Below are 25,891 nucleotides of genomic sequence, written 5' to 3'. Positions count from 1 at the left end.
ATCACATCCCCCTTATGCCTTTTCTCAATACCTCCTCAAAAAAGTACCCGGCAGACCGGTAAGAGCTCCTGACGAACGGTCCGGAGGCGACATAGCTAAAATCAAGAGAGTCTGCAAAATCTTTTAATGACTGGAAGACATCGGGGCTGACATAGGTCTGGACAGGATAACAGTCTTTGCCCGGCTTCAAATACTGCCCCATCGTAAGGATGTTAACCCGTGACTCATGCAGGTGTTTTATCGTCTCTTTTATTTCTTCGATATTCTCGCCCAGCCCCAGCAGAACAGATGATTTTGTAACGATCCCGGGCTCAAATCGCTTAACGTTCTTTAACAAATCAAGAGACTTGTAATATCCGGCCCTTCTATCCCTTATGACAGGTGTGAGGCTTTCGACAGTTTCCAGATTATGCGTGATGACATCCGGTCCGGCATTTATGACTTTTAAAAGCAGGTCCGCCCTTCCCCCAAAATCAGGAATTACTACTTCTATCCTGACACCGGGCAAGGATGATCTTATGGTCTTGATACAGTCTACGTAATGCTGTGAGCCGTGATCGTCAAGGTCATCCCTTGATACTGATGTGATGACCGCATAGTTCAGCCCAAGTCTTTTGACAGCTTCCGCAAGCCTTTCAGGTTCTGTGGGATCCACTTTTTCTCCGCGCTTACCGTGAATTACCGAGCAAAACCTGCAATGCCGCGTACAGACATTGCCGAGTATCATGAAAGTGACAGTCCCGCCATCCCAGCATTCGAAATAATTAGGACATTTAGAGCTGGTACATATTGTGTTGAGGCCGAGTTCATTGATGATGTTCCTGACATACTGGAATTTATCGGTCTTTGGGGGCCGTATTTTAAGCCAGTCCGGCTTCTCCAGAGAAGACTCTTGCATATTAAAATTTATAAAATGATTAGTATAATTAATTTTACCGAATTTTATTCCAGATTAATAGACGTTAGATGGATAATAAGTTAGATAATCAGGATTACGTTTATTTATTTGGTATTTTAACGGTAGTATCCCTATATTTGTGTATGCATTTCAAAGCATTAGATGAATTATTAATATAGCGTTCAGCGATTGCTTTAATATCCATAATACGCGAAGTGTCTAATAATCGGCAATGAGCGAAATTTTTATATGCTTGAATGATATACTAGAGTTGCAAAATAGCCCCGTAGTGTAGCGGTCAATCATAGGGGACTCTGGATCCTTTGACTTCGGTTCGAATCCGAACGGGGCTACTACGATTTTCAAAGGTTTTATTGTTATAATTTATCATTATCTTTTTATTGTTACTTTTTCATGAGATTGGACTATCTGTTGCTATCTTTGCACACTTCTGACAGATAAAAAAAACTTCCAGATAACGCGATAATATTAACTACCTTATGAATTGTGATATTTGGAAAAATCTAAAGAGTTCACATATTTATATATGTTTTATGATCTCAGTAAAAAAATTATATAAATAAATTAAAACTCGTTCCCTATAGCAAGTATCACAAGAGCCGTTGTACCCGGATCACTTTTCGAATAGAGATCTTTCCCAAATCCGCCATCCTCATTCACCGCAGATACCAGCCATTCCTCTGCTATGGCGCTATCCTCTTTTTCATCCAGAGCTTTTAGCGTACCGAGCAAGTATGCGATATCGGCGACCTGTCCGCCCATTATAGAAGTATGTATCAGGCGTGTCGCGTATGATTTGAACCGTTCTTCAGTCTTTTTATCGAGCCTGTCTATCTTTTTCAGGTTCACTATCGGCGAATATACGTGGGATACGGGCTCACGGTAGAAGTTCATCTTTTCAATGTACTCTAAAGAATATTCCACACCCTTCTTATACCGCGCGATGCCCGAAAAATAGTAAAAATGCAGTGCCCTGAGACAGAGAGTCGTCGTATACAGGTTTTTATTCTTATTCCTGCCGCTCCACGAGCCGTCCTCGTTCTGGTTCTCTATGAGCCAGATGAGCGCGGTGCTGATGTATTTGCTGGCTTTATGGAAAGCGTACTTGTTCAGGACCAAAATGGGATATGCCGTGTTAGCTGCGTCGGTGAACATATTTGTCTTTCCGGCGTAATGCCCGTCGTCTTGCTGGCAGCTTACCAGGTATCCTATGCCCTTATCCAGCACGTCTTTTGGAGTGTCTTCCTCGGAAAATGCGTTCAGTATGCGGGCGCAGATATACGGATCGCCGTTTCCCCATGAGCCGTCAGGGTTCTGAGATCTTATCAAGTATTCTTTAGCGTTTTTTAACAATGATTCCATCAGTCTATCTCCCAAATGTTTCTTTTAGCTCATAGCGCAGGTCATCCGCTAACATATCATTATACAATCCATGAACATCGCCATCATATAAATACAATGCCTTAGGCTCCGACGCGGCGTCAAATAGCTCTTTACCCATTTCCGCAGGTATTATCGTGTCATTCTTAAAGTGGAACATTATTAGTTTCCCTGGAGATAGCCTCGATAAATAATTAGCCGGCTCTATCGATGCTATAAAAGCATTTACTTCGGGGTCGTCATATTTTTTGTTGCCATAGCCGCTTGAACTGACAACATAAACAGCTTTAAACTGCGGCTCAAGAGCGCCTGCGATTATGGCGAACCTGCCGCCCATACTTTCTCCCATGATGGCGACATTACTACCGTCAAGATCCTTTCTGGTCTTAATATAATCAAGTCCGGCAAGAGCATCATAGACCTGTCGATACTGGACAGGATCCCCGCCGTTAATGTATGCATCAAATCCGGAGTTAAGATCGCCCGCGAAAGGTCCGGGTGTCTCTCCCTGATTTCCCCTTTCGTCGAGTGTGAGCGTCGCATATCCCATAGAGCATAACGCAGATGCCATGGCTGCGTCATTTTCCTTATTGATGGAGGCCGCCGGTAAGATCACTACAACAGGAAGTTTTGAGACGTCAGCCGGTATCCTTAGCAGTGCGTACACGTTTTCGCCAAAGCTTTTATAGGTCACTTTTTCCAGGGTGTGATCTCCGGTAGATCCAAGCAATGTCGTATTAGCATCGACTATACTCCTTTCAGTGAATCTCAACAGTCCTGAGCCGTCAAGTTCCCAGAGCTTATACTCAGCCTGCGTACCCTGTAAAAACGCAAAGTAGATAACGGCGATAGCCGCGATAAAGATAAAGACAGCCAGGGCTGCCTTATAATAATTATTTTTCCTTTCTTTTGCTTTTCTATCTTCAAGAGCTTTTTTCTTAGACACAGGCTTTAATGTTAACGGCTAAAAAAATAAGTGTTACGGAGACTTCATTTTTCAATGATGGTCTCCTCTATCTTCATGCCGAAATGCCTTGCCACTGCCTCGAATCTGACCATGACCGTATCGCCTTCCTTTAGCTGTGTCACAGGTATCGATCCGCCGTCGGCCCCGACCAGTTTGATAGTCTCCGCGTTCTGAAGGATAGCAGTGATTTTTGAGCCGTCCACTTCGGCCTCGACATAAAGAAGCGGCCTGCGCTCTATCTTGACCCTGCCGATTGTAGCATTTCTCGCATTACCGTCCTTGTCCACGATCAGCGCAGTGTCCCCGCTAGATAGCTCTGACAGGTATCTCGTTTTTTCGCCGACCAGTAAATATTCATGGACTGCGCCGGCATTTACCCGGAACGGGCGGGCTGCCACGTACGGGCCTTCCTCTGATTCGGACTGTATAAGGAATAATCCGCTTGACTGGTTGCCGATCAGCATACCCTCGCCGGGCACCATTAGCGAGCAGGTGTCTATGCAGACACGATCGCCGGTACCTGCATCCTTTACAGCGGTCACCATCGCCGGTACTAATTCTATCCTTCCCTGCTTTGACGATATCGCCCTGGTTATCTCCCTTATCTTCGAGGGGTCCTCTTCCTCCAGTAATACGCCGTCTGCGCCTTTTTCCAGCGTCTGCAGCGCAACGGAAGCTTCGTCTATGTTCCTCGCCTTAGCTATGATCTTAACGTCCGAGCCGCTAAGTTCGGCTATCAGGTTTTCCAGCGGGATGACCTTCCAGTCGGTCCCCTCGACTATAAGGTAGTCGCAAAGCTTTCCGGCCATCGCTGCAAGCCTTTCATATTGCTTGCCTTCCAGACGTACATATTCGGCCACTATATGGCCCTTGGACTTCAATTCCCTTATGCGGGCGATGTCCTCCGACCGCTCAAGGTCGTCCGGTAAGAATAAAGTGCCGTCACCTTCGGAACCTATGCCGATAACAAATATGTCAGGGGCATCCGTATTGGACGCTGCCGTTATCTTTCCAAGTTCTCTTACTCGCGGGATGTTATCCCCCCGGACGAGAACGGCATAAGCTCCCGATTCCAGCGCGTTGGTCACTTTCTCTTTTGCCTTGACCCATGGGTCGTTGAATATGTCGATCCAGACAAGCTTATTGTCGCTCATTTAAGTTCCTCAAGGGCTTCAGCCGCAGAACGGTTCTCGTGTACGATCCGGGATATGGCCCTCGTTATCTTTGTTGGAAATTCGTGTTGAAATATGTTTCTGCCAATCGCAACTCCCTTCGCGCCTGCTTCCATCGCCCCGTCTATCATGACAAGAAGGTCTTGATCGGAGTTGATCTTCGGGCCGCCCGCGATAATGATCGGAATAGGGCACCCCTTTACGACATCTTTGAATGTGTCGATATCGCCGGTGTAATTTGTCTTTATGATGTCCGCGCCAAGTTCCGCACCTGCACGCGCCGCATGCGCTACGACGTCAGGGCTGTGAGGGTCCTTGATAGAATTCCCTCTCGGGTACATCATTGCGATAAGAGGCATACCCCAGAAACTACAGCGTTCCGCTACCGAAGCCAGTATCTCAAGCTGGTCGCTTTCCGTCTCGCTGCCAATGTTGATATGTACGCTCACTGCATCGGCTCCCGCCTTCAGCGCTTCCTCCACCGTGCAGACCTGCACTTTATTATTGGGGTCCGGGCCCAGTGACGTCGAGGCGCTCATGTGCACTATAAGCCCCACATCCCTTCCGTAGCCACGGTGGCCGTACGGGACCATGCCCTTTTGCATTAATACAGCGTTCGCTCCGCCTTCAGCGGCCTTGTCGATCGTATCTGCAAGGCTGAATATGCCTTTTACAGGACCGATCGATATACCGTGGTCAAGGGGTACGATAAGGCTATTTCCACTTTTTCTATCCTTCATTCTTTCCATACGGATCTGTTTACCAACGTTCATGTTTACCACCGTGCTAGTATGTTACATAGTAGCACACTCACATTTATAAATCTATCGCTCGTAATAACTAAGCAGTCAAAAGAACAGTTTGTAAATTAGCAGGCATTCGAATAAAAATACCAGAAGGTAGAAGAGTTATCACTTGATCGAAACCTGTGAAAAAAATTATTTTATATATGTTTCGTCAAAACATGTGCTGGCAAAATATAAATTAACAGAATATATATTTGATATTATGTCCGTGACTGTCCCTACGTTTTTCGAGAATCCGACAAGGGCGAGCCTTAACTATTTCGTGCTCATGCTTCTGAGAAATTCACCGAAGCACGGATACATGCTCATGCAGGATATTGAAAGACATACCCAGGGCAAATGGAAACCATCCCACTCTGCCATCTATAAACTTCTGAATGGTCTCGAAGCCAGTGGGTATATCTTTTCATGGGAAGAAAAAGACGGGGAAAGAGCGCGGAAAGTATACCAGATCTCCGAAGAGGGCCTAAAGCTGCTCCAGGAGAGCGAACAGGATTTTGAGTCGTTCATTAACGCTTTTATTTCTTCTATTGTCGAAGCTGAGCGTGTGAACCCCGACCATCTTACTGTGCTGCTTACAAAGAAAGGTAAGGCGCTAATGAATGGCCTTGATCCTGAAAGAAGGTATAAGATACTGAATAAGCTGAAAATTTTCCTTGACACGGAATCATTGCGCGTGAACAGGGAGCTGGAAAGCCTTAAAAAAACTGATTAATTATCATAAAAACATGGGGGATAATCCCCCCTTAAATTCATACTTATATGTTTTGATGATTATTCTTTACCTCTTCGGCGGTCCTCAATATATTTCGCCAGTGGCTTCCCTGCCAGTATACCTTGCCGCACCTGTCGCATATCCAGAACAATGTGCCGTTCTTTAACAGATGTTCAGGGACTTCCTCATGCTTTTTAATATTCTCGAAGTCAGACGGCCCCGCTTCCCTCAGCGTCGAGTTACATACCGTGCATCTTGTCATATTCGGGTCGATGTCCAGGCCATAATGCTGCATAAGGGCCTCTAGCTGATCACGCACATCGTCGGAATACATTAAAACGGCTTGTACGCCGGCTTTTTTAGCCCGGTTCACGAGCACGCGGTCCCGGGATACAAGTATCCTGCCTTCGCCAAGCGCAATCTCTATCAGCATCGTATCCTCTTTGGGGGACGGGTCAAGCTCAAGAGCGCTTTTCGTATCATATCCGAAGATCCTCAGCCAGGATATGAGCCTGCCCAGCATCCTGTCCACAATAAAGCGGTATTCGGAACGTTCCATCTCTAAAGGATTTGACTTATTAATAGAAAAATATTGGGAAAGATAAAAAATTTCAAAGCAGGTCAACCATCAACCATCCTGCCCTCGTATTTCCACATGGATAACGCCCACATGAAGGTCAGCCCGGCCAATATTACCAGCATCACGCGCAGGCCATACTGGTCCACATCTATTCCTAAAATGCTGCCGATAGACTCGTAGCCGCCGTACATGGCGATTATATAACCGCAGCCTGCGAACCAGATAGAGTTTGCTATATGCATGCCAAGCGCGAATACAGGCCGCCCTATGTAGATCCGTTCTCTGAACGTATTCTTTATTATTGACTGTGTCGCAAACCCGACCATCGCTATCCCCGCCGTCCCTACCACGCCCTCGAGGATAAATACTATCAGAGGGTCGGACGTAAAGATAATCAGCACAAGCTCTGCGCCGAATATCAATATGCCAAGCGTCCCCAGCATCTTTCTGGACGTGACCTTCCTTTTAGATAATAGATAATAAATGATGATCGTGACTATGCTTACCACTACGCTCATAATGCCGAGCCAGTAATCCCTGATGCCAACGTTGGCAAAAAATACCCTTGATATCGAAGACCAGGTATTCACGGTCAGTGTCGATAACAGCATAACGAGCAGGAACGTCACGACCGTATGCTTATCTTTGAGGACCGTGCTAAGGTCTTCCTTTATTGGATATTGCCCGTACGTCTTATAGTACACAGGGTCCTTTAGCATATATATCACGACGGTGGATAGAATGAGGAACGCCAGCGCAGACAATAGCCATGTGCCATAGCCATATAAATGGACTATGAAACCCGCTGCCAGAGGCGTTATCGCACCCATGACCGTGGTGACTATGTTATATTTCGAGAACGATTCTATCGTAGATGTCTTATGAGTATCGATTATTTCGCATACTACCAGGAATGTCAGGCTCCAGAAGGACCCCGCTGCAAGCCCTATCAAAAGACCTGCGATCAAAAGCATTTCCGGCGTCGGGTAAAAGTATAATAATATTTCATACAGAGCGGAGATCACCCCTATACCCAGGAATAGATTCTTTGTGTTTATATGCCGGAGCAGGATTATGCTCAGGATATTAGATACTGCGGAGCCGATGCTGACCATCGCGAAATGTAATCCGTAGTAAGGAGACGGAATGCCGTTATCGATGGCGTACTGGGGAATAAATAGCACTACGCTGAGCCTGCCGTAATACATCAGGATAAAAGCGATAAGAAACACGTCAAGTACGCTTATCTTTTTAAAAGACATCCGACGATGATAAAGAATTAGTTAATAAATATACTTTCCGTGAAATGATATTTATTAAATGTTCATTGACGGAAATATCCTGTTATGTAAACGAGAAAGATATTAAAAACATTCCACTTTAAACTTTTAATGTTAAAAAGAGTTTTATCCCCCATACTTTGATTGGTGATTTCATTTATGTAACAGTGCATCATTCAATAAGTCACCACAAAGGGCTCAAAGGACCACGAAACTGCTAACCACAAAGCGCACAAAAGCGAACAAGGAACACAAAGGACCTCTTTTAGAAGATGAACATATATTTAAAAAAAATTTTTGTGTACCTTAATCGCCTTCGTGCGCTTCGTGGTTAACAACTTAGTGTACCTTAATCGCCTTCGTGCGCTTCGTGGTTAACAACTTAGTGTACCTTAATCGCCTTCGTGCGCTTCGTGGTTAACAACTTAGTGTACCTTTGTGTGACTTCGTGCCACGCATATTGAAAATGAAAATGTAAAACTCGAAATAAGAGGAGACTCAACTTACTATTTTGATACATCCTTTTTTGGAGGATAAGCTCCGACTGTCCTTGCATAATCGCAAATGTCGATAAGCGGACAATTTTCATGCTTCGGATTTTGAGCCTTACAGATCTCCCTGCCCAGGCGTATTAAGGCTACATGGACCGAGCCCCTTTTTCCTTCCGGGACCTTTTCTGTCAATATCCTGTGAGCCTGTTCATGGTCTGCTTTTTCCGGCACTATACCAAGCCGTTTTGATACCCTGAAAACATGTGTATCGACCGGGATAACATCTTTACCGCATGAGAACAAAAGCACGCAGTCGGCGGTCTTTGGCCCTATGCCCTCGATGGACATCAATTCTTTTCTGGCCGAAGCAGGATCCGCGTCACATACAAGATCCAGGTCACCGCCATATTTTTCCATTACGACAAGGGCTGTGTCCTTTATACGCCTGGCCTTGATCCTGTGAAGGCCGCCGTACTTGATCAGGTCGGCAATCTTCTCCTCGGGAGCGTTCGCCAGTTTTTCAGGAGTGTCATAAACAGAGTACAGGCTGTTAAAAGCCTGAGAAGAGTTTCTGTCATTAGTGTTTTGAGAAAGGATGGTGGCGATAAGGACGTTAAAAGGGCTGCCCCTGGTCACGTCATATTCGCCATAACGTTTTATTAAACGGCGCGTTATTTCCTCTGTTTTTTTATCGCGTGCCGTCAGACTCCTCCGAATACCTTCTTCATACGCTCAAGACCAGTTTCAATGTCTTTCATGGAAGAAGCGTATGACATCCTGAGATGGTCATTGCTCTCCGGTCCGAAAGCCGAGCCCGGCGTAAGGCCTACGCCTGCCTCAAGCAGCTTTTCCGCGATGATCTCGGAATTGCCCTCGACCCGGGGATACGCATAGAAAGCGCCTTCAGGTGTCGGGCAGTGAAGTCCCATATCCTTAAAGCCTTTTATCACGACTTCCCTTCTGGCCTCGAACTGCTTTCTCATCTCTTCCACACAGTCCTGCGGGCCCCTTAAAGCCTCAAGGGCTCCGTACTGGACGAATGTGGTCGGGCTTGAGATCGTATGCTGCTGTACCTTGACCATTTTCTGGAATATTTCCTTCGGGCCGGTGATATAACCGATCCTCCATCCGGCCATCGCGTATGCCTTAGAGAATCCATTGATGGTTATGGTTCTCTCGGGTATCATCGAGCCTATGCTGATATGCTTTACGCCGTAGATTATCTTTTCATAGATCTCATCCGACAGTACGTAGAGGTCATTATCGACGGCGATGTCAGCCACCTTTTTCAGGTCTTTGGCCCCGAGGACTGTGCCGGACGGGTTATTCGGGCTGTTGATTATTATAAGTTTTGTCTTTTTCGTTATGCGTGAAGAAAGGTCTTCGGGTATCGAGCCGTCCTCGTTCGATTTTACCCATACGGTCTTTGCGCCGCTCATCTTGATGCACGCGTCATAGGACACCCATGCCGGCTCAAGAAGGATCGCCTCGTCGCCTTCCTCAAGCATGCCAAAGCATGCTTCGAAGACAGCATGCTTGGCTCCTGGCGTCACGATTATATCTTTACCTTTAACGTCTATCTTATTCTCGGTCCTCAGCTTCTCGGCGATAGCATCCCTTAGCTCGGGTATGCCCAGTGAAGGGGCATAATGTGTCTTGCCAGAGTCCATCGCCTTCTTCGCCGCATCTATGATATGCTTCGGAGTGTCGAAGTCCGGCTCGCCCAGACTGAAGCTGATGATGTCCTTGCCCTGCTTTTTTAGCTCGTTAGTGAGGTCGGCTATGCGCAGAGTTGCCGACTCCTCGACCTGATCCAGCCTTGAGGACATAACTATCTTTCGTATCAGTATTCTCTGATCCTGCGTACCATTTTGACGACTGCTTCGACCGCTCTCTTAGAGTAGTCGATACGATCGTGGGCTTCAAGCCTGGTCATGCCCGGGCCTGCTATGCCCAGCGCGATGGGCTTATTATACTCGAGGGAAAGGTCGGTTATCTTCCTGGTCGCCTGAGCCACAACTACCTGGTCATGGTCCGTGGAGCCTTCGATAACGCTTCCTATGGTAACAATAGCATCGATGCTCTTGTCCTCGGCCATCTTTTTTACGGCAAGGGGCATGTCATAGACTCCCGGGACGTAAAATACCTTTGTAACCTTTGCACCCAGGAACGACGCATGTTCCTTTCCGAGTAATTCCATCTGCCATGTCAGGTCACGGTTAAACTCCGCGACAACGAAACCGATGTTTATTTCTTGCTTTGCTGCTGCCATAATATCAAACCTGTTGAACGATCAATATCAATCATAGATCTTGTTCACTGCCTTGCAGGACCTACGTCCTCGTATCCCTGTCTCTGGCCTGTTCCCGCCTCTCGCTCTAACACTTTCGGCGTGAATAATAATTTTATCACATTCTGGGCATGCTCTCTCGCACGCCTGTCCATGAGCCATGCAAGCTCTTTGCCATCCGGGGCTTCGTCCTCATGGACGAATACCTCGATTATATGCTTGTTAGTCATTAGCTGGCAATAAATGATACCCATGCTCGCCTCATGAGCGCATGTCTTGTCAGTCGGCTTGCTTCCGGGCATGCCGAGAGCCATGACTATGTCACATTTATGCTCGTCAAAAAGTTTCTTGCATGCGACGGGCAGGTCTTTTATGCCAGGCACTGTGTATCGCTCTATCTTTACAGAAGAATGCCTCTTAAGCTCATCGATCGCGGCCTTGCCCATGTCGTAGCGCGCGAATGCCGTATCAGCTATTCCAACTTTAGCCATTAAAATCACACAGGGTGTATTACACCCTGTATAGCCTCAATTTTTATAAACTTTTCTTAATGCTTCGACTCCGGCGCCCTTCTTTGAGGCGTCGAGGACGTTGAACTGTATCAGCGTCTCTTCAAGCACGTCGAACGTCTTTTCAAGCTGTTCCTGCGTGAAAGCGTTCATCGTGGGTATCCTGAAGATCTTACCGTCGAGCCTGTCCTGGCCGCCGGATATCTGGACGCCTTTTGCTTTCATCGTTCCGCGAAGGTCCTTATCGGTGATACCTGCCGGGGTCTTTATCGCGGTGACAGTGTTGGAGAGTACCGTGTACTTGTCCGTGACCGGGAACAGCTCAAGGTCTATCGCAGCGGCTGCCGCGCGGACCGCCTTTGCGCCCTGCACGTGCCTTGCTATGCGGTTCTCCATTCCTTCTTCCTTGATGATCTTCATAGCTTCCTGCATACCGTAGAATAAGGTTATGGCAGGGGTGTACGGTGTCTCTGCCCTTTCCTTTTCCGCCGACTTCTTGTACTTCTTCAGGTCAAGGTAGTATGGCGGGTTGCTTACCATGCTGTCCCATGCCTTCTGGCTGACGGAGACCGTCGCAAGTCCTGACGGAGCACCGAGGCACTTCTGGGATCCGGTGACAGCTATGTCCACGCCCCACTTATCGACTTCCACAAGGTCTCCGCCCGCGGAAGTGACCGTATCCATGACGAATAAAGCATCATATTTCTTTGCCAGCTTGCCTACTTCTTCGGCAGGGTTCTTGACACCCGCAGAGGTCTCGTTGTGGACCATTGCGATGACCTTAGCACCTTTCGCGAGCTCTTCCTCGATCTTACCGAGGTCTAAGGGCGTACCCCACTCGAACTCAAGGCTGGTGACCTGGCCGTAGCGCTTTCCGATGTCCCTGAACCTTTCTCCGAACTTGCCGCTGACGATGGTGATAATCCTGTCCCCTTTTACGAGATTTGAGATCGCCGCCTCCATTCCCGAAGAGCCTGAACCGGAGATAACATAGGTATCATTTTTCGTGTTTAAGATGTCTTTGACAGTAAATCTGCATTCGTCGTATATGGCAGAGAATGCCTTATCCCTGTGGCTGATCATCTGCTTGGACATTGCCTGCAGCACTCTTGGGTGCAACAATACCGGTCCCGGTATCATTAGTAACGGTTCATTTGCCATTTATTATCTCCTGTAGTAGGTAAATCACTTAGTTTTTTAATTGTTTATATTACTTTCGGAGATTGCGAATATGCGGAGAATAAAACTACACGAAGCCCTATTTCCTTTACCGGATGTTTCGGGCTTTAGGATATGATCGGGTATCGATTAGTATTAACAGCTTGCACATATTGCGATAGATTAATTTACTACCATGGACAAGTATACATACGTCTAACGCAATTAATCAGGAGTATGATCCAGGCAGGTGAATTGCCCGGAAGTACCGCCGCATTTTGGCATTACTATGACGATTATCGAGGTGTAAACAATGAGCGAAAGGGTAAGATCAGGGATATCGGGGCTTGATGAGATACTTGACGGCGGGTTCTTCGCAGGACAGACGTACGGCGTTACCGGCGGCCCGGGCTCCGGAAAAAGTATATTTTCCATGGAATTCCTTGTCAAGGGCGCTCAGATAGGCGAGAAGGGACTTTACATTTCCAGTGAGGTGTCCGTGGATAAGCTTATAAAGCAAATGCCTTTCTGGGACTTAAAAGAGTACATAGACAAGGGCGACATCGTCCCGTTCAGTACCAGGCCTCAGCCTGACGAAATAGTCGTCGAGAGCGAAAAGTTCGATCTTGGCGGCCTCATCTATCTAGTTAAGCATTACGTTAAAAACAAAGGCATAAAGAGAGTGGTATTTGACTCCATAACTGCCTTCGTACAGCAATATGAGAACAAAAAGCCGCTTAGAAGAGAGCTCAATAACCTTATAGGAATACTCGAGAGCCTCGGATGCACCACAATACTGATATTCGAGAACCAGGTATTCGAGCCGACCGACTTCATGGAGTTCGTGGTCGACGGTGTCCTAGAGCTCGGCATAATCGAGACCAGGGAGGATGTCGTCAGGTACATCCAGGTCAAGAAGATGCGCGGCACAAGCCACGATATGAACAAGCGGGCCATAGAGATACAGGAAAACGGCATCATCGTTACAAACCTGAAGCCATTCCTTAGCGGTTAAAATATCTTAACCGATCTCTTCTTTTTTATTGCCGGCGATAAAACTGGCTCTTTTACATTGAAAAACATTGATCGTACCTTATAGCTTGTTATTCGAGCCGGTCTTTATCGCTGTTTAGTTTAAATCCGGTCAATAAATCGATGGTCGCCAATCCACAATATAAAACACACAAAGGCAACCAGGTAACACAAGCTCAACCACAAAGTACACAAGGATAACCAAGGTACACTAGCTTAACCACTAAGTACACAAGGGTAACTAAGTAACACAATTTTTTAAATTTATATTTTCTTGATGTTATCATTTTTTATAAATCTAAAATGATGACAATTATACATAGATATGGATGGTTAAATAATAGAAAATAGGATAATCCATTATCGAAAAGTATATTGTGTTACTTGGTTGCCCTTGTGTACTTAGTGGTTAAGCTAGTGTTCCTTAGTTACCCTCGTGTACTTAGTGGTTAAGCTAGTGTTCCTTAGTTACCCTCGTGTACTTAGTGGTGAAAAATAGTGTACCTTAGTAGCCTTTGTGGTAAAATGTCCACTTATTCTAAAAGATAATCAGACACATATCAAAATTAGCAAATTATCCGCCCGCTTCGCGCCTAAAATTAATATAAAGACATAATGAACCTATCAGGGATGGAAAACATCGACCCTAAAAAATGCTCAGTATGTGACAGGGCCATAGACGAAAATATAAAATGCGAGGTATGCGGTAAGCAGCTCTGCCATGAGGAGATAAGGACGATCAGAGGCAAAAATTACTGTCCAAAACATTATGAAGAGCTTACTTTTCAGTACCGTTCAAAAGGATGTGATGTCAGTAAAGAGATCCCCGGGGGCTTAAAATGAAATTCGACGTGGTCGCGATAAGTAAGGAGTACCCGAAGCTTGGTACCGCTGCTTATAATAACACTATGGAAGCGTTAATAATGCTTGAACAGGACGGGCAGCTGGATAACTTGATGCTGGACGGTAAAGTGATGATAAAGCCAAATTTCACACAGCCTCCGAACCCGTCTCTTAAATTCGGGCCAAGAAAGACAGACCTTACAGTACATAATCACGTATGTACCGACCCTTTCTCCATAAAAGCCGCCTGCGACTTTATTCTGGAGCATGGAGGGGAAGTATTTGTCGCAGAGAGCACAAAATGGCCCGGGGAGACGCAGGGCGTTTTTCTTCACCAGGGGTGTGAGACGCTGCTTGAGGAGATCGACGTTAAGCTATTTGACCTGCTTACGAATTCTCAGGAAGAGCGTGCCGTTGTCTATCCGTCCAGGGTCTGGAATGAGGATTTCGCGGAGATCGAAGTGAATAAAAAATACACGGAAGTCAACGTGATCATAAACATGGCAAAATTGAAGTCGCACAGTAATTCCCTTGTCACGGGATGCATAAAGAACATGTACGGTGCGCTGGAGCCTGCCAACAGAAGATCCGAAGGACACTATTGCGCAGATCCACTGTGGGCGGATATATCAAGGCGTGACATGGCCAGGGGATATAAGCTGTTATGCGAGACGTTCGTGCAGGTACATGACGCGGTTTTCAGGCACATAGGAATAGACGAGATATGTGTCATTGAAGGGATCATTTCAGGTGAGGGTGACGGACCGCTTTATAAGCCTGCAATGCCAAGGCAGGAGAACATCATAATGGCGTCGGTAAACAACCCTGCGACTATCGATGCCGCCGAGAGCTATTATATGGGATTTTCGCCCGACTTCTTAAGGAGCTATGCGGAATACCGCCTGATGGAACTGGATCATATCCCTGACGAAGAGTTCCTTGATTCATACGCAGACCAGTATTTCTTAAAGCTCGGGGAAGAGGATGGCATGGGAAAGATAAGGGGTTTTGATGTCTTTGCTATAAGCTCAAAAGTTGAAGAGATTATCCCCGGTGAAAATTTAGGGCTGTTAAGGAGAGGCCCGGTCTTTGAGCTTCCTACATTCGTAAAGTATGCAGCGAATACTCCTATGTATGAAAAGATACCTGATGGCGGCCATCAGTTCAGGGTCGAAGCCGCTGCGTGATAAGTAAAAATCAAGGCACTGTCATTAAAAATATAAATATCATAAAGTCAATATTTATATGAGGTCTTAAATGAGAATAACCTGGCATGGCCATTCGGCTTTTGAGATAGAGGATAGCCTTTTGACATTTATTGACCCGTTCATTCTGGGTAACAGGATGGCTGAGATCAAATGGGAAGACATCGACCCTGACGTGATAGCCGTCACCCACGGACATTCGGACCACCTGGGAGATACGATAAGCATCGCGAAGTCGACAGAATGTAAAGTCGTCGCGGTGAACGAGCTGGCGAAATATTTGCAGACACGAGGCATCGACGCCATCGGAGCGAATATCGGCGGCACCATAGAGATCGAGGATACGAAATATACTTTTGTACCCGCGATGCATTCGAACGGCATCGATGAGGCTGGTTTCGGGTGGGACGCAGGTAGCCCTGCGGGCATAGTGGTCAGGGACGGAGTGTCAATATACCATGCAGGGGATACAGCCATATTTAACGATATGACCCTCATACATGAGCTTTACAGGCCTAAAGTAGCGATGCTGCCCATCGGAGGCAGGTTTACAATGGACATAGAAGGTGCTCTTCTGGCTGTGAAATTGATCAAGCCGCAACTAGTGATTCCTATGCACTATAACACATTTGACGTGATCAAGGCTGACGTCGGTAAATTCCAGAGAATGGTGGAAGACCAGACCGACGCTGAAGTGATAATCCTTGAAAGCGGAGTGCCTGTAGAGGTTTAGGATATCATTTTTTTGAACGCCGGGATCACCGGGGCACGTAATCGTCCAGGCTTTTATAGAAATTCAATATGACATGGCTCTTGGTATCTTTTAATATCGGGCCCATCCGTATCCTCATTTCATTGATATAGGTCTCATATTCCCGGACATCGTGGAATGCCAGCAACAGCATGACGTCCCACTCTCCCGTAATAGAGACGTCCATCAGCACGTTCGGATCATCCTTTAATTTATTTATGAACTCGCGGGTCAGCTTTTGATCAGTGACGTCAAGCTTAAGGAACAATAAAAAGAACGCTCCGAAGCCTATTTTAGTATAGTCTATTACAGCCCGGAAATTTTTTATGACCCCTTCCCTTTCCAGGTTCTTTATCCGCGAAGCTACTGTCTGGCGGGTTATCCCGCATAAAGATGCCAGTTCAGTATGAGAGATGTTAGAGTCTCTCGACAGCTCCGATATTATTTTCATATCTATTTCATCGATCGCTCGCTCGGCCATTGTCAATTTTACACCGGGTTAAATATCTCAGAGATATTTTTACCGAAACATAACTCGGGGTAAAACCTCCGACAATATCGTTGGCGTTTTTCCGCTATATACCTTTTCCATCGTGTTAACAAAATAGATATAATTTCACTCAATTTGATAACAATAAGAAAAATACAAATACTATTTTTGTCAATTATGTAAAGTAAAGATAAAAAATATTTTACATCATGCTTATATGGTGATACCATGAAAGAGAAAGATTACGCGGTCAAGGATATAAAGCTGGCAAAGCAGGGCCAGGAAAGGATAGAGTGGGCAAGAAGGCATATGCCCGTACTTGGTAAGATCAAGGAAGAGTTCGAGAAGGCAAAGCCTTTGAAAGGCGTCAATGTCATCGCATGCTTACACGTCACAGTAGAGACTGCGAACCTGATCGAGGCATTGATAGCAGGAGGCGCGAATGTCGCTTTGACTGCTTCCAACCCGTTATCCACGCAGGACGACGTTGCCGCAGCCCTCGCAAAGAAAGGGGTCAAGGTATACGCTATCAGGGGAGAGGACGAGAAACAGTACTATGAGAACATCGAGTCCGCATTAAAGATTAAGCCGAACATCACCCTTGACGACGGCGCAGACGTCATAGCTACGGTGCACTCAAAGCACAAGGAATATCTTAAGTCCATATACGGAGGATGCGAAGAGACAACCACCGGCGTTATACGCCTCAGGGCCATGGCAAAGGACAAGGCGTTAAAGTACCCGGTAGTAGCGGTCAACGATGCGGAAACCAAAATGATGTTCGACAACAGGTATGGCACCGGACAGAGCACCCTTCACGGCATAATCAACGCGACTAACGTACTGCTTGCCGGAAAGACTGTGGTCGTAGTAGGCTACGGATGGTGCGGACGCGGCTGCGCTTCAAGAGCGAAGGGAATGGGATCGAACGTCGTCGTGGTAGAGATCAACGCACGCAAAGCTCTAGAAGCCGCAATGGATGGTTTCCAGGTCATGGACATGAAAGAGGCTGCAAAGGTCGGAGACATCTTCATTACCGTCACCGGGGACATAGCGGTCATTCGCGGCGAGCACTTCAAGCTTATGAAAGACCAGGCGATAGTCTGCAACTCCGGACACTTCAACGTCGAGCTTGCGCTGGACGAGCTAAAGAAGATGTCAAAGAGCGTAACGACCGTTAAGGCGGATGTAGACGAGTATCTGCTCAAGGGCGGTAACAGGATATATGTCCTGGGAGAAGGCAGGCTTGTAAACCTGGCCTGTGCTTTCGGTCACCCGCCCGAGGTCATGGACATGAGCTTCGCGAACCAGGCTTTATGTGTAAAGTATATAGCCGAGAATCACAAGAAGCTTAAGAATGATGTCTATAAGGTACCGGAAGAGATCGACACCAGAGTGGCCGAGATGAAGCTGGAATCCATGGGCATCAAGCTGGAAAAGCTGACCAAAGAACAGGAGAAATACTTGAGCTCCTGGAGCATGGGTACATAATTACCAGGTGAAGGGTATGGTAGATCTTATAGTCGTAGGTACGGTAGCGCTTGATACGGTAAGGACGCCATTCGGCGAGGTAGTCGAAACTCTTGGAGGCTCGGCGGTATACTCATCCATCGCCGCGAGCAACTTCTCGAAAGTGGGTATAGTAGGGGTCGTCGGAAAAGACTTCCCTGATCACCATATCGACTTTTTAAGGCAAAGAGGCGTCGACACGGAAGGTCTTGAAGTCAAAGAGAACGGCGAGACGTTCAGGTGGAAAGGCTATTACGAGTACGATATGAACCAGGCGCACACGCTCGATACAAAGCTTAACGTGCTTGCCGAGTTCAACCCCACCATACCCGATGCTTACCGGGACAGCGAATACGTGTTCCTGGCTAACACCGACCCGGAAATACAGATGAACGTGTTCAGGCAGATGCGCAAGCCTAAGCTCGTCATGATGGACACGATGAACTTTTGGATAGAGAGTAAAAGAGACTCCCTTGAAAAGATGATCGAGAAGGTGGACGTCGTCCTTACAAACGAGGGCGAGGCCCGCCAGTTTTTCGAGACGCCGAACCTGATCAAAGCAGGGCGCTCATTCCTTGATATGGGCCCGAAGGCAGCGATCATCAAGAAAGGCGAGCATGGCGCTTTACTGTTCACCAGGGATTCCTGCTTTAGCGCGCCGGGATTCCCGCTTGAGGCGGTCGTCGACCCGACGGGAGCCGGAGACTCGTTCGCGGGCGGTTTTATTGGATGGCTGGCGAAGACAGGCGACATGAGCCAGAGAAACATGCGTAAGGCGGTCGTGTTCGGAAGCGCCATAGCATCGTATAACGCTGAGGATTTCAGCCTTAACAAGCTCAGGAACATTACAAAAGACGACATCTTCAATAGATATATGATGTTCCAGGACATAGTTTCATTTTGATGGGAGTTTAACAAATAATCGGGCATCAAAATGACGGATAGTATCCAAAACGTTGAGAGTTACCTTGAAGAAGTCTATGGGAAGCCTGTATCGGTAATAAGAGTTGTCGAACTTGGAGGCGACGGAGAAGAAACGGAGCTAAAGGGGTTCGGATACGGTAAGCCATACCTTATAGACTTCATTTTGGGCGGGGAAGAAAGGTCGGCCGTCCTGTCATCGATGCGTGTCCAGAAAGGTTTCGGGCACGATACTTTTGCGGATAGGGCAGCGTTGATGCTCTGGCAGAACTATGCGTATGAAAGGCTGCCGCGACATGCGCGTTCGCTGGACGTCGGATACTTTACAAAGTCCGGAAAACTCAAGAGTGCCGGAGATGCCGACGAATATTTTATTTTAATGGAGCTTATCAGCGGCACCGAATATTTCCGGGACCTGAACCGTATCAGGGATGCGGACATATTCAGCAGGCTCGACATAGACCGGGCTGTGGCGTTATCGGATTATCTTGTTGAGATCCATTCAAGGAAACATGATGACCCCGTCCTTTACCACCGGAGAATAAGGGAGCTTATAGGCTCCGGCGAGTGCATAATGGGGCTCGCTGATAGCTATCCCGAAGATTTTGAGTATTATTCCCGTGATGATCTTGAGAGAATGGAAAAGGAATGCGTAAAATGGCGCTGGAAGATCCGCCCTAACGTAAAAAGGCTTTGCGTCGTCCACGGAGACTTCCACCCGTGGAACATCATGTTCAGGAACGGTATCGATTTTTCGGTGCTGGACAGGAGCAGGGGCGAATACGGAGAAGCTGCGGATGACGTATCATGCATGAGCCTGAACTATATCTTTTACTCGCTTCAAAAACACGGCAGGCTTCAGGGTAATTTTAAAAAGCTCTATGACAGCTTCATGCAGAATTACCTGGACAGGACCGAAGATGAGTATATACTAAGCTGTATACAGCCTTTTTATGCTTTCAGGGCCCTGGTTGTGGCCAGCCCGCTATGGTATCCGAACCTGGACCCGGAAGTCCGGATCAAGCTATTCAATTTTATAGATAACGTGCTTGCTGGCGATAGATTCGACCATAAGAACGTGAACCAGTACTTTATGAGGAAGTAACGTGGCATGGGCAGTATGGATGACGGGACTGCCCGGAAGCGGAAAGACTTCTGTGGCGCGCCAGACGGCGAAGAGATTATCGGCCGAAGGTATTCGTGTGAAGGTGCTGGAGCTTGACAAAGTAAGAAAGGTAATGACGCCGGAACCGAAATATACACAGGAGGAGCGGGACATGGCCTACGCGGCTCTCGCTTATATGGCAAAGCTCCTTGTAGAAGAGAATGTCAACGTTATCATCGACGCGACGGCGAATTTGAGAAAATACCGTGATGCTGCCAGGAAGCTGATACCGCAGTTTGGCGAGGTCTATATTAAATGCCCCATCGAGATATGCATGGAAAGGGAAAAGGTCAGGCATGCTAAGTATGCGCCCCGCGACATATACAAAAAAGGACTTACAGGTAAAAGCGCCACCGTACCCGGTGTGAACGTCCCTTATGAGGAGCCGGCGGATCCTATAGTGACCGTGGATACGGAGATCATGAAGCCCAATAAAGCAGGCATCGTCGCCGCGGAAGCAATTATTAAAAGGTTCGGGATGACTGATGAGCGATCATGATCTTGTCAGGCGAATGGCGGAAAGTGTCATGCACGCCACAAAAGAATATATCGCCTCACATGAAGACTATAGTGAAATATTGAAATACCGCCTGACCGACACTACCCGAAAGATAGATATGGTCGCCGAAGAAGCGCTTAACGAGGCTATTTTAAGAGAAGGCATCGCTGCGAGAGTGATATCTGAAGAGCTCGGGGAAAGGATACTTCCGGAAGGTAAGGTCCCTGACCATACCCTTGTTTTCGACCCCGTCGACGGCTCTAATAATGTAATAATGGGAATACCCTATTTTTGCGCATCCCTGGCCATTTCTAAAAAAGCATACAACGCTACTTTTAAGGATATCGACGCCGGGGCCGTAGCCAGCGTTTCATCGGGAACTTTTTATGCTGCAAGGGGTGAAGGCGCATTCCATGACGGTAAAAAGATCAGCACTACAGTAAGCGAGGCAAAGCCAAGATACGCAATATATGCTTATGGTTCGGGTAAAATACCGAACAGTATCGTCGCTATTCAGGAAGAAAATTGTGTCGTCAGGACTATCGGAAGTATCGCACTGGACATCTGCATGGTAGCTTGCGGCTCATTTGATGCCGTGATAGACTCCAGGAACAAAGTAAGCGCATATGATATCATTGCGTCGGGCCTGATACTTCAGGAGGCAGGCGGAGTCATATCACGAATATCAGGAGAGTCCCTGGATGATCTGCCAGTCACCATTGGAGGCATATCTATAGCCGGGTCCGCCAGCGATAGATTTCATGAAAGATTATTAAAAAAGATAAACGTCAAATAAGCTTTTTATCGAGCCCAAAATAACATTCTATTATGCCCTCAAGGGAAACCCCCATTTTTCCTGCACCCGTGCTCTTTCTTTTTCAAACTCCTCCCTGTCGGATTCCAGGTATTTTATCCGTTCGAATGCGGCCTGTACAGCATCCTGCGCCTTTTCCGATGTCAATGACCAGAACCGGTCATCGTTGACCTTTACGAACTCTTCCGAGAATATTTCGCAGACGACGTCGTAAGTGCCATACATACAGCTTATCAGTGAATATTTATTGGCAACGGCATCCCCAAAAGCCGCCTGGAAAAACTTATCCTTAAAACCAAGCTTCCTCGAAGCCATTTCGCAGAGTTTTGTGAAAGTATCGTGAATGCCCTTTCGCACGTCTTCCTCACTGCCTTCCATATACCCTTTTTCTTCAACTGCAGACCTTATCCTCCAGTATTCAAGTACCTCTTCCGAAGAGATAGGTATCTTTTTTTCATAGGAATGCGGTGATTGCCATACAAGATCGATGTCATCCCATGGCGGAGTCTCGCCGATGTCATTGATCTTTGAGAACAATACGCGCATGTCGCTCCAGAGCGAATTGATCGTATCCTTAACGACGGGCTTAATGTCGGGCTTGACCATAAAAACAAAGTCATCACCGTCAACGCCCGCGGACAGTACCGCGTCAAAGTTTTCAAGAGAGGCGTACTCTAAGGGTAAACATATTACGACTGAATTCTCCTTCCTGATTATTTTCACGTTGACGGTGTCGAATATTTTCATTGCAAAATATTAATTATATTTTTATCCATATTTAATGATTCTGAAATTTAAGCGGGAGATGCAGCCTTATCAATAAAGATATAAACTACAAGATGCAAATACAATAAAATCATTTTGTGTTGAGCATGAGCCCGAATGACAGATATCTTCGCATAGCATGGGGGATAACCGGAGCAGGACATTACCTCAGGGAATCATATGGCGTAATGAAAGAGCTAAAGGACAGAGGCCACTCCATTACGACGTTCCTGTCGAGAGCAGGTGAAGAAGTATCGAAGATGTACGGGCTGTTCGATTCACTGAACGAGATATCCGACGGCAGCTACCTGAACGAGATATACCTGGACTCCAACCAGGGCTCAAGCTTCCCGAAGATAGGAAGGTTCAACGTCGGACGATATGACCTTTTTATACTGACTCCGGCCACTTCTAATACTGTGGCAAAGATAGTATTCGGGATAGCAGATACGCTGGTCACGAACTGTGCCGCCCAGGCAATGAAAAGCGGCGTCCCGACATATGTCGTGCCGGTAGACTGGGACAGCGATGTCACTTCCGAGATGCCGTATACGATAGACAGGTCAAAATGCCTGTCCTGTGAGGACTGCCCGCCAGGGGATTCCTGCCCGAATGAAGCAATAACCGACCAGATAGACCTTCTGAGATGTAAGGGATGCGGATCTTGCGTCGAACTATGCAGGAACGGAGCGATATCAGGCGGGGAAGCGGTCCCCTTAAAGATAAGGAAAGTGGACTCAAGAAATACTAAGATGCTCTCTGAGATGGAATCAGTCATAATATTCAGGCGGCCAAAAGAGATATTAAGTAAAATTGAGTAATGTTTCAGGCTTATTAAAAATAAGTGGTGTGACGCCCCCGCGCTAAAAAGGATGTGTTTGGTGAAACCATCTTTCGCACTTCGCACGGGGGTGCCATTTAATTATTTCATCACCTGGTAGGTCCTGGTGTAATTACTACCGGAAGTAGGATATTATCTTCCGACATATAAAACTTTCTATATAACACTAATCTTTTATCATATAATTTCATTACCTTTAGTTAATAATAACAGAATTAAGTATGGTCAGCGTACTGGATAATATATCGGATATATTTATCATTATTGTGTTAAAAACTTGGAAACGGAGAGTCGATTCTTAATATGCAGGGGCTAAGCTCTTATGACCAGTATTTGTTTACAGCAATAACTGATATTGCTACAACCGACTCAAGGTCATTCTTTTTAATTCTCACCCAGCTTGGTAACCCTTATGTATGGTTATTCATTACAGCGGTCTACCTGATATTCGGCGATAAAAAGAAGATAGCAGCGATCCTGGCCATATCTTTGATATTCAGCATTGTCGTTGTCGACGATATTAAAGAGGCTATAGAACGGCCCCGGCCGGAAGGAAGCTATAATTCCCTGTTTCTGTTCTCCTCAGGCTATTCCTTCCCCAGCGGCCATTCTCAGGCATCGTTTTTAATAGCCGTCATTATAGGATCGTTCCTGGAAACAAGGTATCGGTTGATCGGTTATGGCCTGGCCTCCATTGTAGGCATTAGCAGGATACATCTCGGAGTCCATTACCCGTCAGACGTGATCGCGGGAGCGTTACTGGGTATAGTGATGGGGCTGATGGTGAATCATTTGATATATTCCCTGGGCATACACGGGAAAGAAACACGGATGCGTAAAGCGTTATTCAAGAATGGATCCAGAGATGGCGACGAGCCGATAGCCGGATCGGATGACCGGTATATATACCATAAATTCGGACTGACCTATCTTCTTTTAGGTACAGGAATAATAATGTCCATGATAATGTCCATGATAGACGAATACGGAATGATCATAACGATACTGACCATGCTTTTCATTGTGATCATTATAGCTGCCAAAGATATGATGACGGATAAAAAAACGACCATATTAGCATTTATATCATTAATATCGATGGGTTTGGTCGCATCGATATCGACACTGATACTTGAACAATATATTAGCTCATTGATGATAGTCGCCATCATATATCTGGCAGCTCTGACATTATCGAAGGATAGAAAGATCCAAATGGCCTTGGATAAAAATATTTAAAGATAGGTTTAAGGACAGGGCCCCGGTCATGAATTATAATGACCATATTAAAAGAGCAACTGGAATTATAGATTGTTTTAATAAAATTTATGAAAATAAGAAAAAAATTAAATGCATCGGCGGCAGACGTAATCTACATCATATTCGCCGATCCCTTCCTCGATCCTGCCCTTCAATAGTTTCTTTCCGACCATTAAGTGCAGTCTACCGCAGCGGGCGCATTTCTTTATCTTGAACTCGTCATACCATGCAGGGGTGATATCAAATTCGAACGTGGCCTCTTCCTGGTCGACCACCTGACGCGCAACATTACGCGCCTGTTTTAACTCAAGTCCGGTATTCTGGGATATATCATAGGCCATATAGCTTATGAGAAGAGTTCTCTCCACCCCGCTGAAAATATCTCCAAATATATCCGTTATCATGTCCCGGACAGATGCGCCCATCATGTCGAACGGTAACTCCTCATACTCGGAAGTACAGCGTATGAAGGGCTCGGACGCAGAGCTGGTAACGCTCTCGGGCGCGTCCTTTATTTTCGTGCCACATAGCGGACACTTGCCCATTATCAGTTCCTCTTCGAATGTCTCTTCACCGCATCCTGGGCAACGCATATTTTGTATCACCATTTATAGTATAAACACTGCAGCAGAAATAACTGTCGTCCAGTTACCTTCATCATCAACTTCTGCTGTCTTTGATATATTCATAGTTTTCTCTGGTTTTTCCTTGGTCCATGTGAAAAGCATGTTTTCCGCAAGTTTTTCAGCATACATTCCGGCATATTTTTCAGTTTCGCCATAAGAATGATGCTCCGACAGATAACCAAAGTTCTTTTGCTGGTCCTTTGGGATGGCACAGCCGATAGAAGCGGATATCCGTCTGCTTGGCTCGTTTGAGCAATTTCGTGACATTACTGTAAATACGATCTCACCAGGCGTAAGCTCCTTTAATCCTTCCTCCCGCTCCAGTATTTCACATTTTGGAGGAAGTATCGAACTTACGGTCACCAGGTTAAATTTTTCGATCCCTGCGTCTCTCAACGCCATTTCGAACGATTCGAGCATTTCCTTATGAGTCCCGGATCCGCAAGTGAAAAACACTTTCTTTGGTACTAATGCCTGTCTCATTTTTTTGTTTCTCCCATTTGCTAATCGTAAAGCATATGTCTTATTAATCACCAGTAGGATATGGTGTATAATTTGAGCAATGCTAACATTAAGTTTATCGAGGTCGGCTTATCGTTCTTGGTCCTGTTGATATTCATCGCATCCATGGCCCTTGCAAAGGACATCTTTGGAGAATCGGCGAACATAGCATATGTAGCGATATTATTGGCCTTTACGGTCATTATGTGTTTCATAGGCTTTAAGGTAGCCTCAAAGTCCTACTGAACATTTTTACTGATTTTATTTTTTCGTCCGCCTTAATACTTACGGTTTTATGCGATATAAATCATCACGGACTCATTAAAGATAATCTTTCCCGTTATTCTTTAATGTGTTAGTCCTTATTATATCCATACCGTTTTTAAATCTTTCGAATGCAAT

General features: G+C 46.3%; 29 protein-coding genes and 1 tRNA gene. 14 read left to right on the top strand and 16 right to left on the bottom strand.

The annotated features are described in order from the left end of the window. Position 1: 1 nt before the first annotated feature. Positions 2-898, bottom strand: coding sequence for a lipoyl synthase (gene lipA, locus CUJ83_RS09350; RefSeq protein ID WP_230742037.1), 897 nt, complete (start codon positions 896-898; stop codon positions 2-4). A gap of 280 nt (positions 899-1,178) precedes the next feature. Here lipA and CUJ83_RS09345 point away from each other — a divergent pair. Then, positions 1,179-1,251 (top strand) — tRNA-Gln (locus tag CUJ83_RS09345). 232 nt (positions 1,252-1,483) lie between these two features. On the opposite strand, the gene CUJ83_RS09340 is transcribed toward CUJ83_RS09345, so the two are convergent. The 4 genes from CUJ83_RS09340 to CUJ83_RS09325 are packed head-to-tail and all read right to left on the bottom strand — an operon-like array spanning position 1,484 to position 5,211. Beyond that, on the bottom strand, positions 1,484-2,281 hold the full coding sequence (locus CUJ83_RS09340; RefSeq protein ID WP_230742036.1) for a prenyltransferase/squalene oxidase repeat-containing protein: 798 nt from the start codon (positions 2,279-2,281) through the stop codon (positions 1,484-1,486). A gap of 4 nt (positions 2,282-2,285) precedes the next feature. Continuing rightward, positions 2,286-3,245, bottom strand: a complete 960-nt coding sequence (locus tag CUJ83_RS09335; protein WP_230742035.1) for an alpha/beta hydrolase — start codon at positions 3,243-3,245, stop codon at positions 2,286-2,288. A gap of 44 nt (positions 3,246-3,289) precedes the next feature. Next, positions 3,290-4,420 carry a 3-dehydroquinate synthase II gene (locus CUJ83_RS09330; protein WP_230742034.1) on the bottom strand — a complete coding sequence of 377 codons (1,131 nt, stop codon included), beginning with the start codon at positions 4,418-4,420 and terminating at the stop codon, positions 3,290-3,292. Then, positions 4,417-5,211, bottom strand: coding sequence for a 2-amino-3,7-dideoxy-D-threo-hept-6-ulosonate synthase (locus tag CUJ83_RS09325; RefSeq protein WP_230742033.1), 795 nt, complete (start codon positions 5,209-5,211; stop codon positions 4,417-4,419). The genes CUJ83_RS09330 and CUJ83_RS09325 overlap by 4 nt, the downstream gene beginning before the upstream one ends. Before the next feature lie 235 nt (positions 5,212-5,446). Here CUJ83_RS09325 and CUJ83_RS09320 point away from each other — a divergent pair, with 235 nt between their 5' ends. Then, complete coding sequence (locus tag CUJ83_RS09320) at positions 5,447-5,959, top strand: PadR family transcriptional regulator (RefSeq protein WP_230742032.1); 513 nt, start codon at positions 5,447-5,449, stop codon at positions 5,957-5,959. 43 nt (positions 5,960-6,002) lie between these two features. Here the strand turns inward: CUJ83_RS09320 and CUJ83_RS09315 are convergent, their stop codons facing one another. From CUJ83_RS09315 to CUJ83_RS09285, 7 genes are all read right to left on the bottom strand, one after another. Beyond that, entirely contained in the window at positions 6,003-6,518 is a 516-nt protein-coding gene (locus CUJ83_RS09315; protein WP_230742031.1) for a Mut7-C RNAse domain-containing protein, read from the bottom strand. Between the two features lie 62 nt (positions 6,519-6,580). Then, a complete protein-coding gene (locus CUJ83_RS09310) occupies positions 6,581-7,801 on the bottom strand; it encodes an MFS transporter (RefSeq protein WP_230742030.1) in 1,221 nt (406 codons plus the stop codon). A gap of 524 nt (positions 7,802-8,325) precedes the next feature. Further along, positions 8,326-8,946, bottom strand: coding sequence for an endonuclease III domain-containing protein (locus CUJ83_RS09305; RefSeq protein ID WP_230742029.1), 621 nt, complete (start codon positions 8,944-8,946; stop codon positions 8,326-8,328). 65 nt (positions 8,947-9,011) lie between these two features. Further along, positions 9,012-10,139, bottom strand: coding sequence for a pyridoxal phosphate-dependent aminotransferase (locus CUJ83_RS09300; protein WP_230742028.1), 1,128 nt, complete (start codon positions 10,137-10,139; stop codon positions 9,012-9,014). Positions 10,140-10,153: 14 nt separating this feature from the next. Further along, positions 10,154-10,582 (bottom strand): 6,7-dimethyl-8-ribityllumazine synthase, encoded by a 429-nt coding sequence (gene ribH / locus CUJ83_RS09295; RefSeq protein ID WP_230742027.1) that lies wholly within the window; start codon positions 10,580-10,582, stop codon positions 10,154-10,156. Between the two features lie 44 nt (positions 10,583-10,626). Further along, complete coding sequence (ribC, locus tag CUJ83_RS09290) at positions 10,627-11,091, bottom strand: riboflavin synthase (protein WP_230742026.1); 465 nt, start codon at positions 11,089-11,091, stop codon at positions 10,627-10,629. A 36-nt stretch (positions 11,092-11,127) separates the two neighbouring features. Beyond that, positions 11,128-12,270, bottom strand: a complete 1,143-nt coding sequence (locus CUJ83_RS09285; protein WP_230742025.1) for a pyridoxal-phosphate-dependent aminotransferase family protein — start codon at positions 12,268-12,270, stop codon at positions 11,128-11,130. Positions 12,271-12,580: 310 nt separating this feature from the next. Between CUJ83_RS09285 and CUJ83_RS09280 the strand changes: the two genes are divergently transcribed. From CUJ83_RS09280 to CUJ83_RS09265, 4 genes are all read left to right on the top strand, one after another. After that, positions 12,581-13,282 (top strand): RAD55 family ATPase, encoded by a 702-nt coding sequence (locus CUJ83_RS09280; RefSeq protein ID WP_230742024.1) that lies wholly within the window; start codon positions 12,581-12,583, stop codon positions 13,280-13,282. A gap of 647 nt (positions 13,283-13,929) precedes the next feature. Further along, a complete protein-coding gene (locus CUJ83_RS09275) occupies positions 13,930-14,142 on the top strand; it encodes a hypothetical protein (protein WP_230742023.1) in 213 nt (70 codons plus the stop codon). Then, positions 14,139-15,329: a DUF362 domain-containing protein gene (locus CUJ83_RS09270; RefSeq protein ID WP_230742022.1), complete on the top strand. Its 1,191-nt coding sequence runs from the start codon at positions 14,139-14,141 to the stop codon at positions 15,327-15,329. The genes CUJ83_RS09275 and CUJ83_RS09270 overlap by 4 nt, the downstream gene beginning before the upstream one ends. Before the next feature lie 70 nt (positions 15,330-15,399). Continuing rightward, positions 15,400-16,080 (top strand): metal-dependent hydrolase, encoded by a 681-nt coding sequence (locus CUJ83_RS09265; protein WP_230742021.1) that lies wholly within the window; start codon positions 15,400-15,402, stop codon positions 16,078-16,080. 25 nt (positions 16,081-16,105) lie between these two features. On the opposite strand, the gene CUJ83_RS09260 is transcribed toward CUJ83_RS09265, so the two are convergent. Then, a complete protein-coding gene (locus CUJ83_RS09260; RefSeq protein ID WP_230742020.1) occupies positions 16,106-16,579 on the bottom strand; it encodes an Lrp/AsnC family transcriptional regulator in 474 nt (157 codons plus the stop codon). Positions 16,580-16,816: 237 nt separating this feature from the next. On the opposite strand from CUJ83_RS09260, the gene ahcY reads away from it, so the two are divergent. From ahcY to CUJ83_RS09235, 5 genes are read left to right on the top strand one after another with little or no spacing between them, the layout of a single operon-like run. Continuing rightward, on the top strand, positions 16,817-18,079 hold the full coding sequence (gene ahcY, locus CUJ83_RS09255; protein WP_230742019.1) for an adenosylhomocysteinase: 1,263 nt from the start codon (positions 16,817-16,819) through the stop codon (positions 18,077-18,079). Between the two features lie 16 nt (positions 18,080-18,095). Continuing rightward, a complete protein-coding gene (locus CUJ83_RS09250) occupies positions 18,096-19,001 on the top strand; it encodes a PfkB family carbohydrate kinase (RefSeq protein WP_230742018.1) in 906 nt (301 codons plus the stop codon). A 30-nt stretch (positions 19,002-19,031) separates the two neighbouring features. Beyond that, positions 19,032-20,123, top strand: coding sequence for a phosphotransferase (locus CUJ83_RS09245; protein WP_230742017.1), 1,092 nt, complete (start codon positions 19,032-19,034; stop codon positions 20,121-20,123). A gap of 1 nt (position 20,124) precedes the next feature. Continuing rightward, a complete protein-coding gene (locus CUJ83_RS09240; protein WP_230742016.1) occupies positions 20,125-20,682 on the top strand; it encodes an adenylyl-sulfate kinase in 558 nt (185 codons plus the stop codon). Next, positions 20,669-21,478, top strand: coding sequence for an inositol monophosphatase family protein (locus CUJ83_RS09235; protein ID WP_230742015.1), 810 nt, complete (start codon positions 20,669-20,671; stop codon positions 21,476-21,478). Before CUJ83_RS09240 ends, CUJ83_RS09235 begins: the two co-directional genes overlap by 14 nt. Positions 21,479-21,508: 30 nt before the next feature. On the opposite strand, the gene CUJ83_RS09230 is transcribed toward CUJ83_RS09235, so the two are convergent. Next, positions 21,509-22,243, bottom strand: a complete 735-nt coding sequence (locus CUJ83_RS09230; RefSeq protein ID WP_230742014.1) for a hypothetical protein — start codon at positions 22,241-22,243, stop codon at positions 21,509-21,511. 125 nt (positions 22,244-22,368) lie between these two features. Here CUJ83_RS09230 and CUJ83_RS09225 point away from each other — a divergent pair, with 125 nt between their 5' ends. Continuing rightward, a complete protein-coding gene (locus tag CUJ83_RS09225; RefSeq protein ID WP_230742013.1) occupies positions 22,369-23,082 on the top strand; it encodes a dihydromethanopterin reductase (acceptor) in 714 nt (237 codons plus the stop codon). A 323-nt stretch (positions 23,083-23,405) separates the two neighbouring features. Then, positions 23,406-24,341, top strand: coding sequence for a phosphatase PAP2 family protein (locus CUJ83_RS15710; protein WP_255668462.1), 936 nt, complete (start codon positions 23,406-23,408; stop codon positions 24,339-24,341). 107 nt (positions 24,342-24,448) lie between these two features. On the opposite strand, the gene CUJ83_RS09215 is transcribed toward CUJ83_RS15710, so the two are convergent. After that, on the bottom strand, positions 24,449-24,955 hold the full coding sequence (locus CUJ83_RS09215) for a hypothetical protein (protein WP_230742012.1): 507 nt from the start codon (positions 24,953-24,955) through the stop codon (positions 24,449-24,451). Between the two features lie 15 nt (positions 24,956-24,970). After that, complete coding sequence (locus CUJ83_RS09210) at positions 24,971-25,471, bottom strand: pyruvoyl-dependent arginine decarboxylase (protein ID WP_230742011.1); 501 nt, start codon at positions 25,469-25,471, stop codon at positions 24,971-24,973. 72 nt (positions 25,472-25,543) lie between these two features. Between CUJ83_RS09210 and CUJ83_RS09205 the strand changes: the two genes are divergently transcribed. Then, on the top strand, positions 25,544-25,735 hold the full coding sequence (locus tag CUJ83_RS09205) for a hypothetical protein (RefSeq protein WP_230742010.1): 192 nt from the start codon (positions 25,544-25,546) through the stop codon (positions 25,733-25,735). Positions 25,736-25,891: the final 156 nt, after the last annotated feature.

The organism is Methanooceanicella nereidis (assembly GCF_021023085.1).
In the GTDB taxonomy this organism is placed as follows: domain Archaea; phylum Halobacteriota; class Methanocellia; order Methanocellales; family Methanocellaceae; genus Methanooceanicella; species Methanooceanicella nereidis.
Note: the sequence above shows the minus strand (reverse complement) of the source record. Positions and strands in the feature narration are given on the sequence as shown.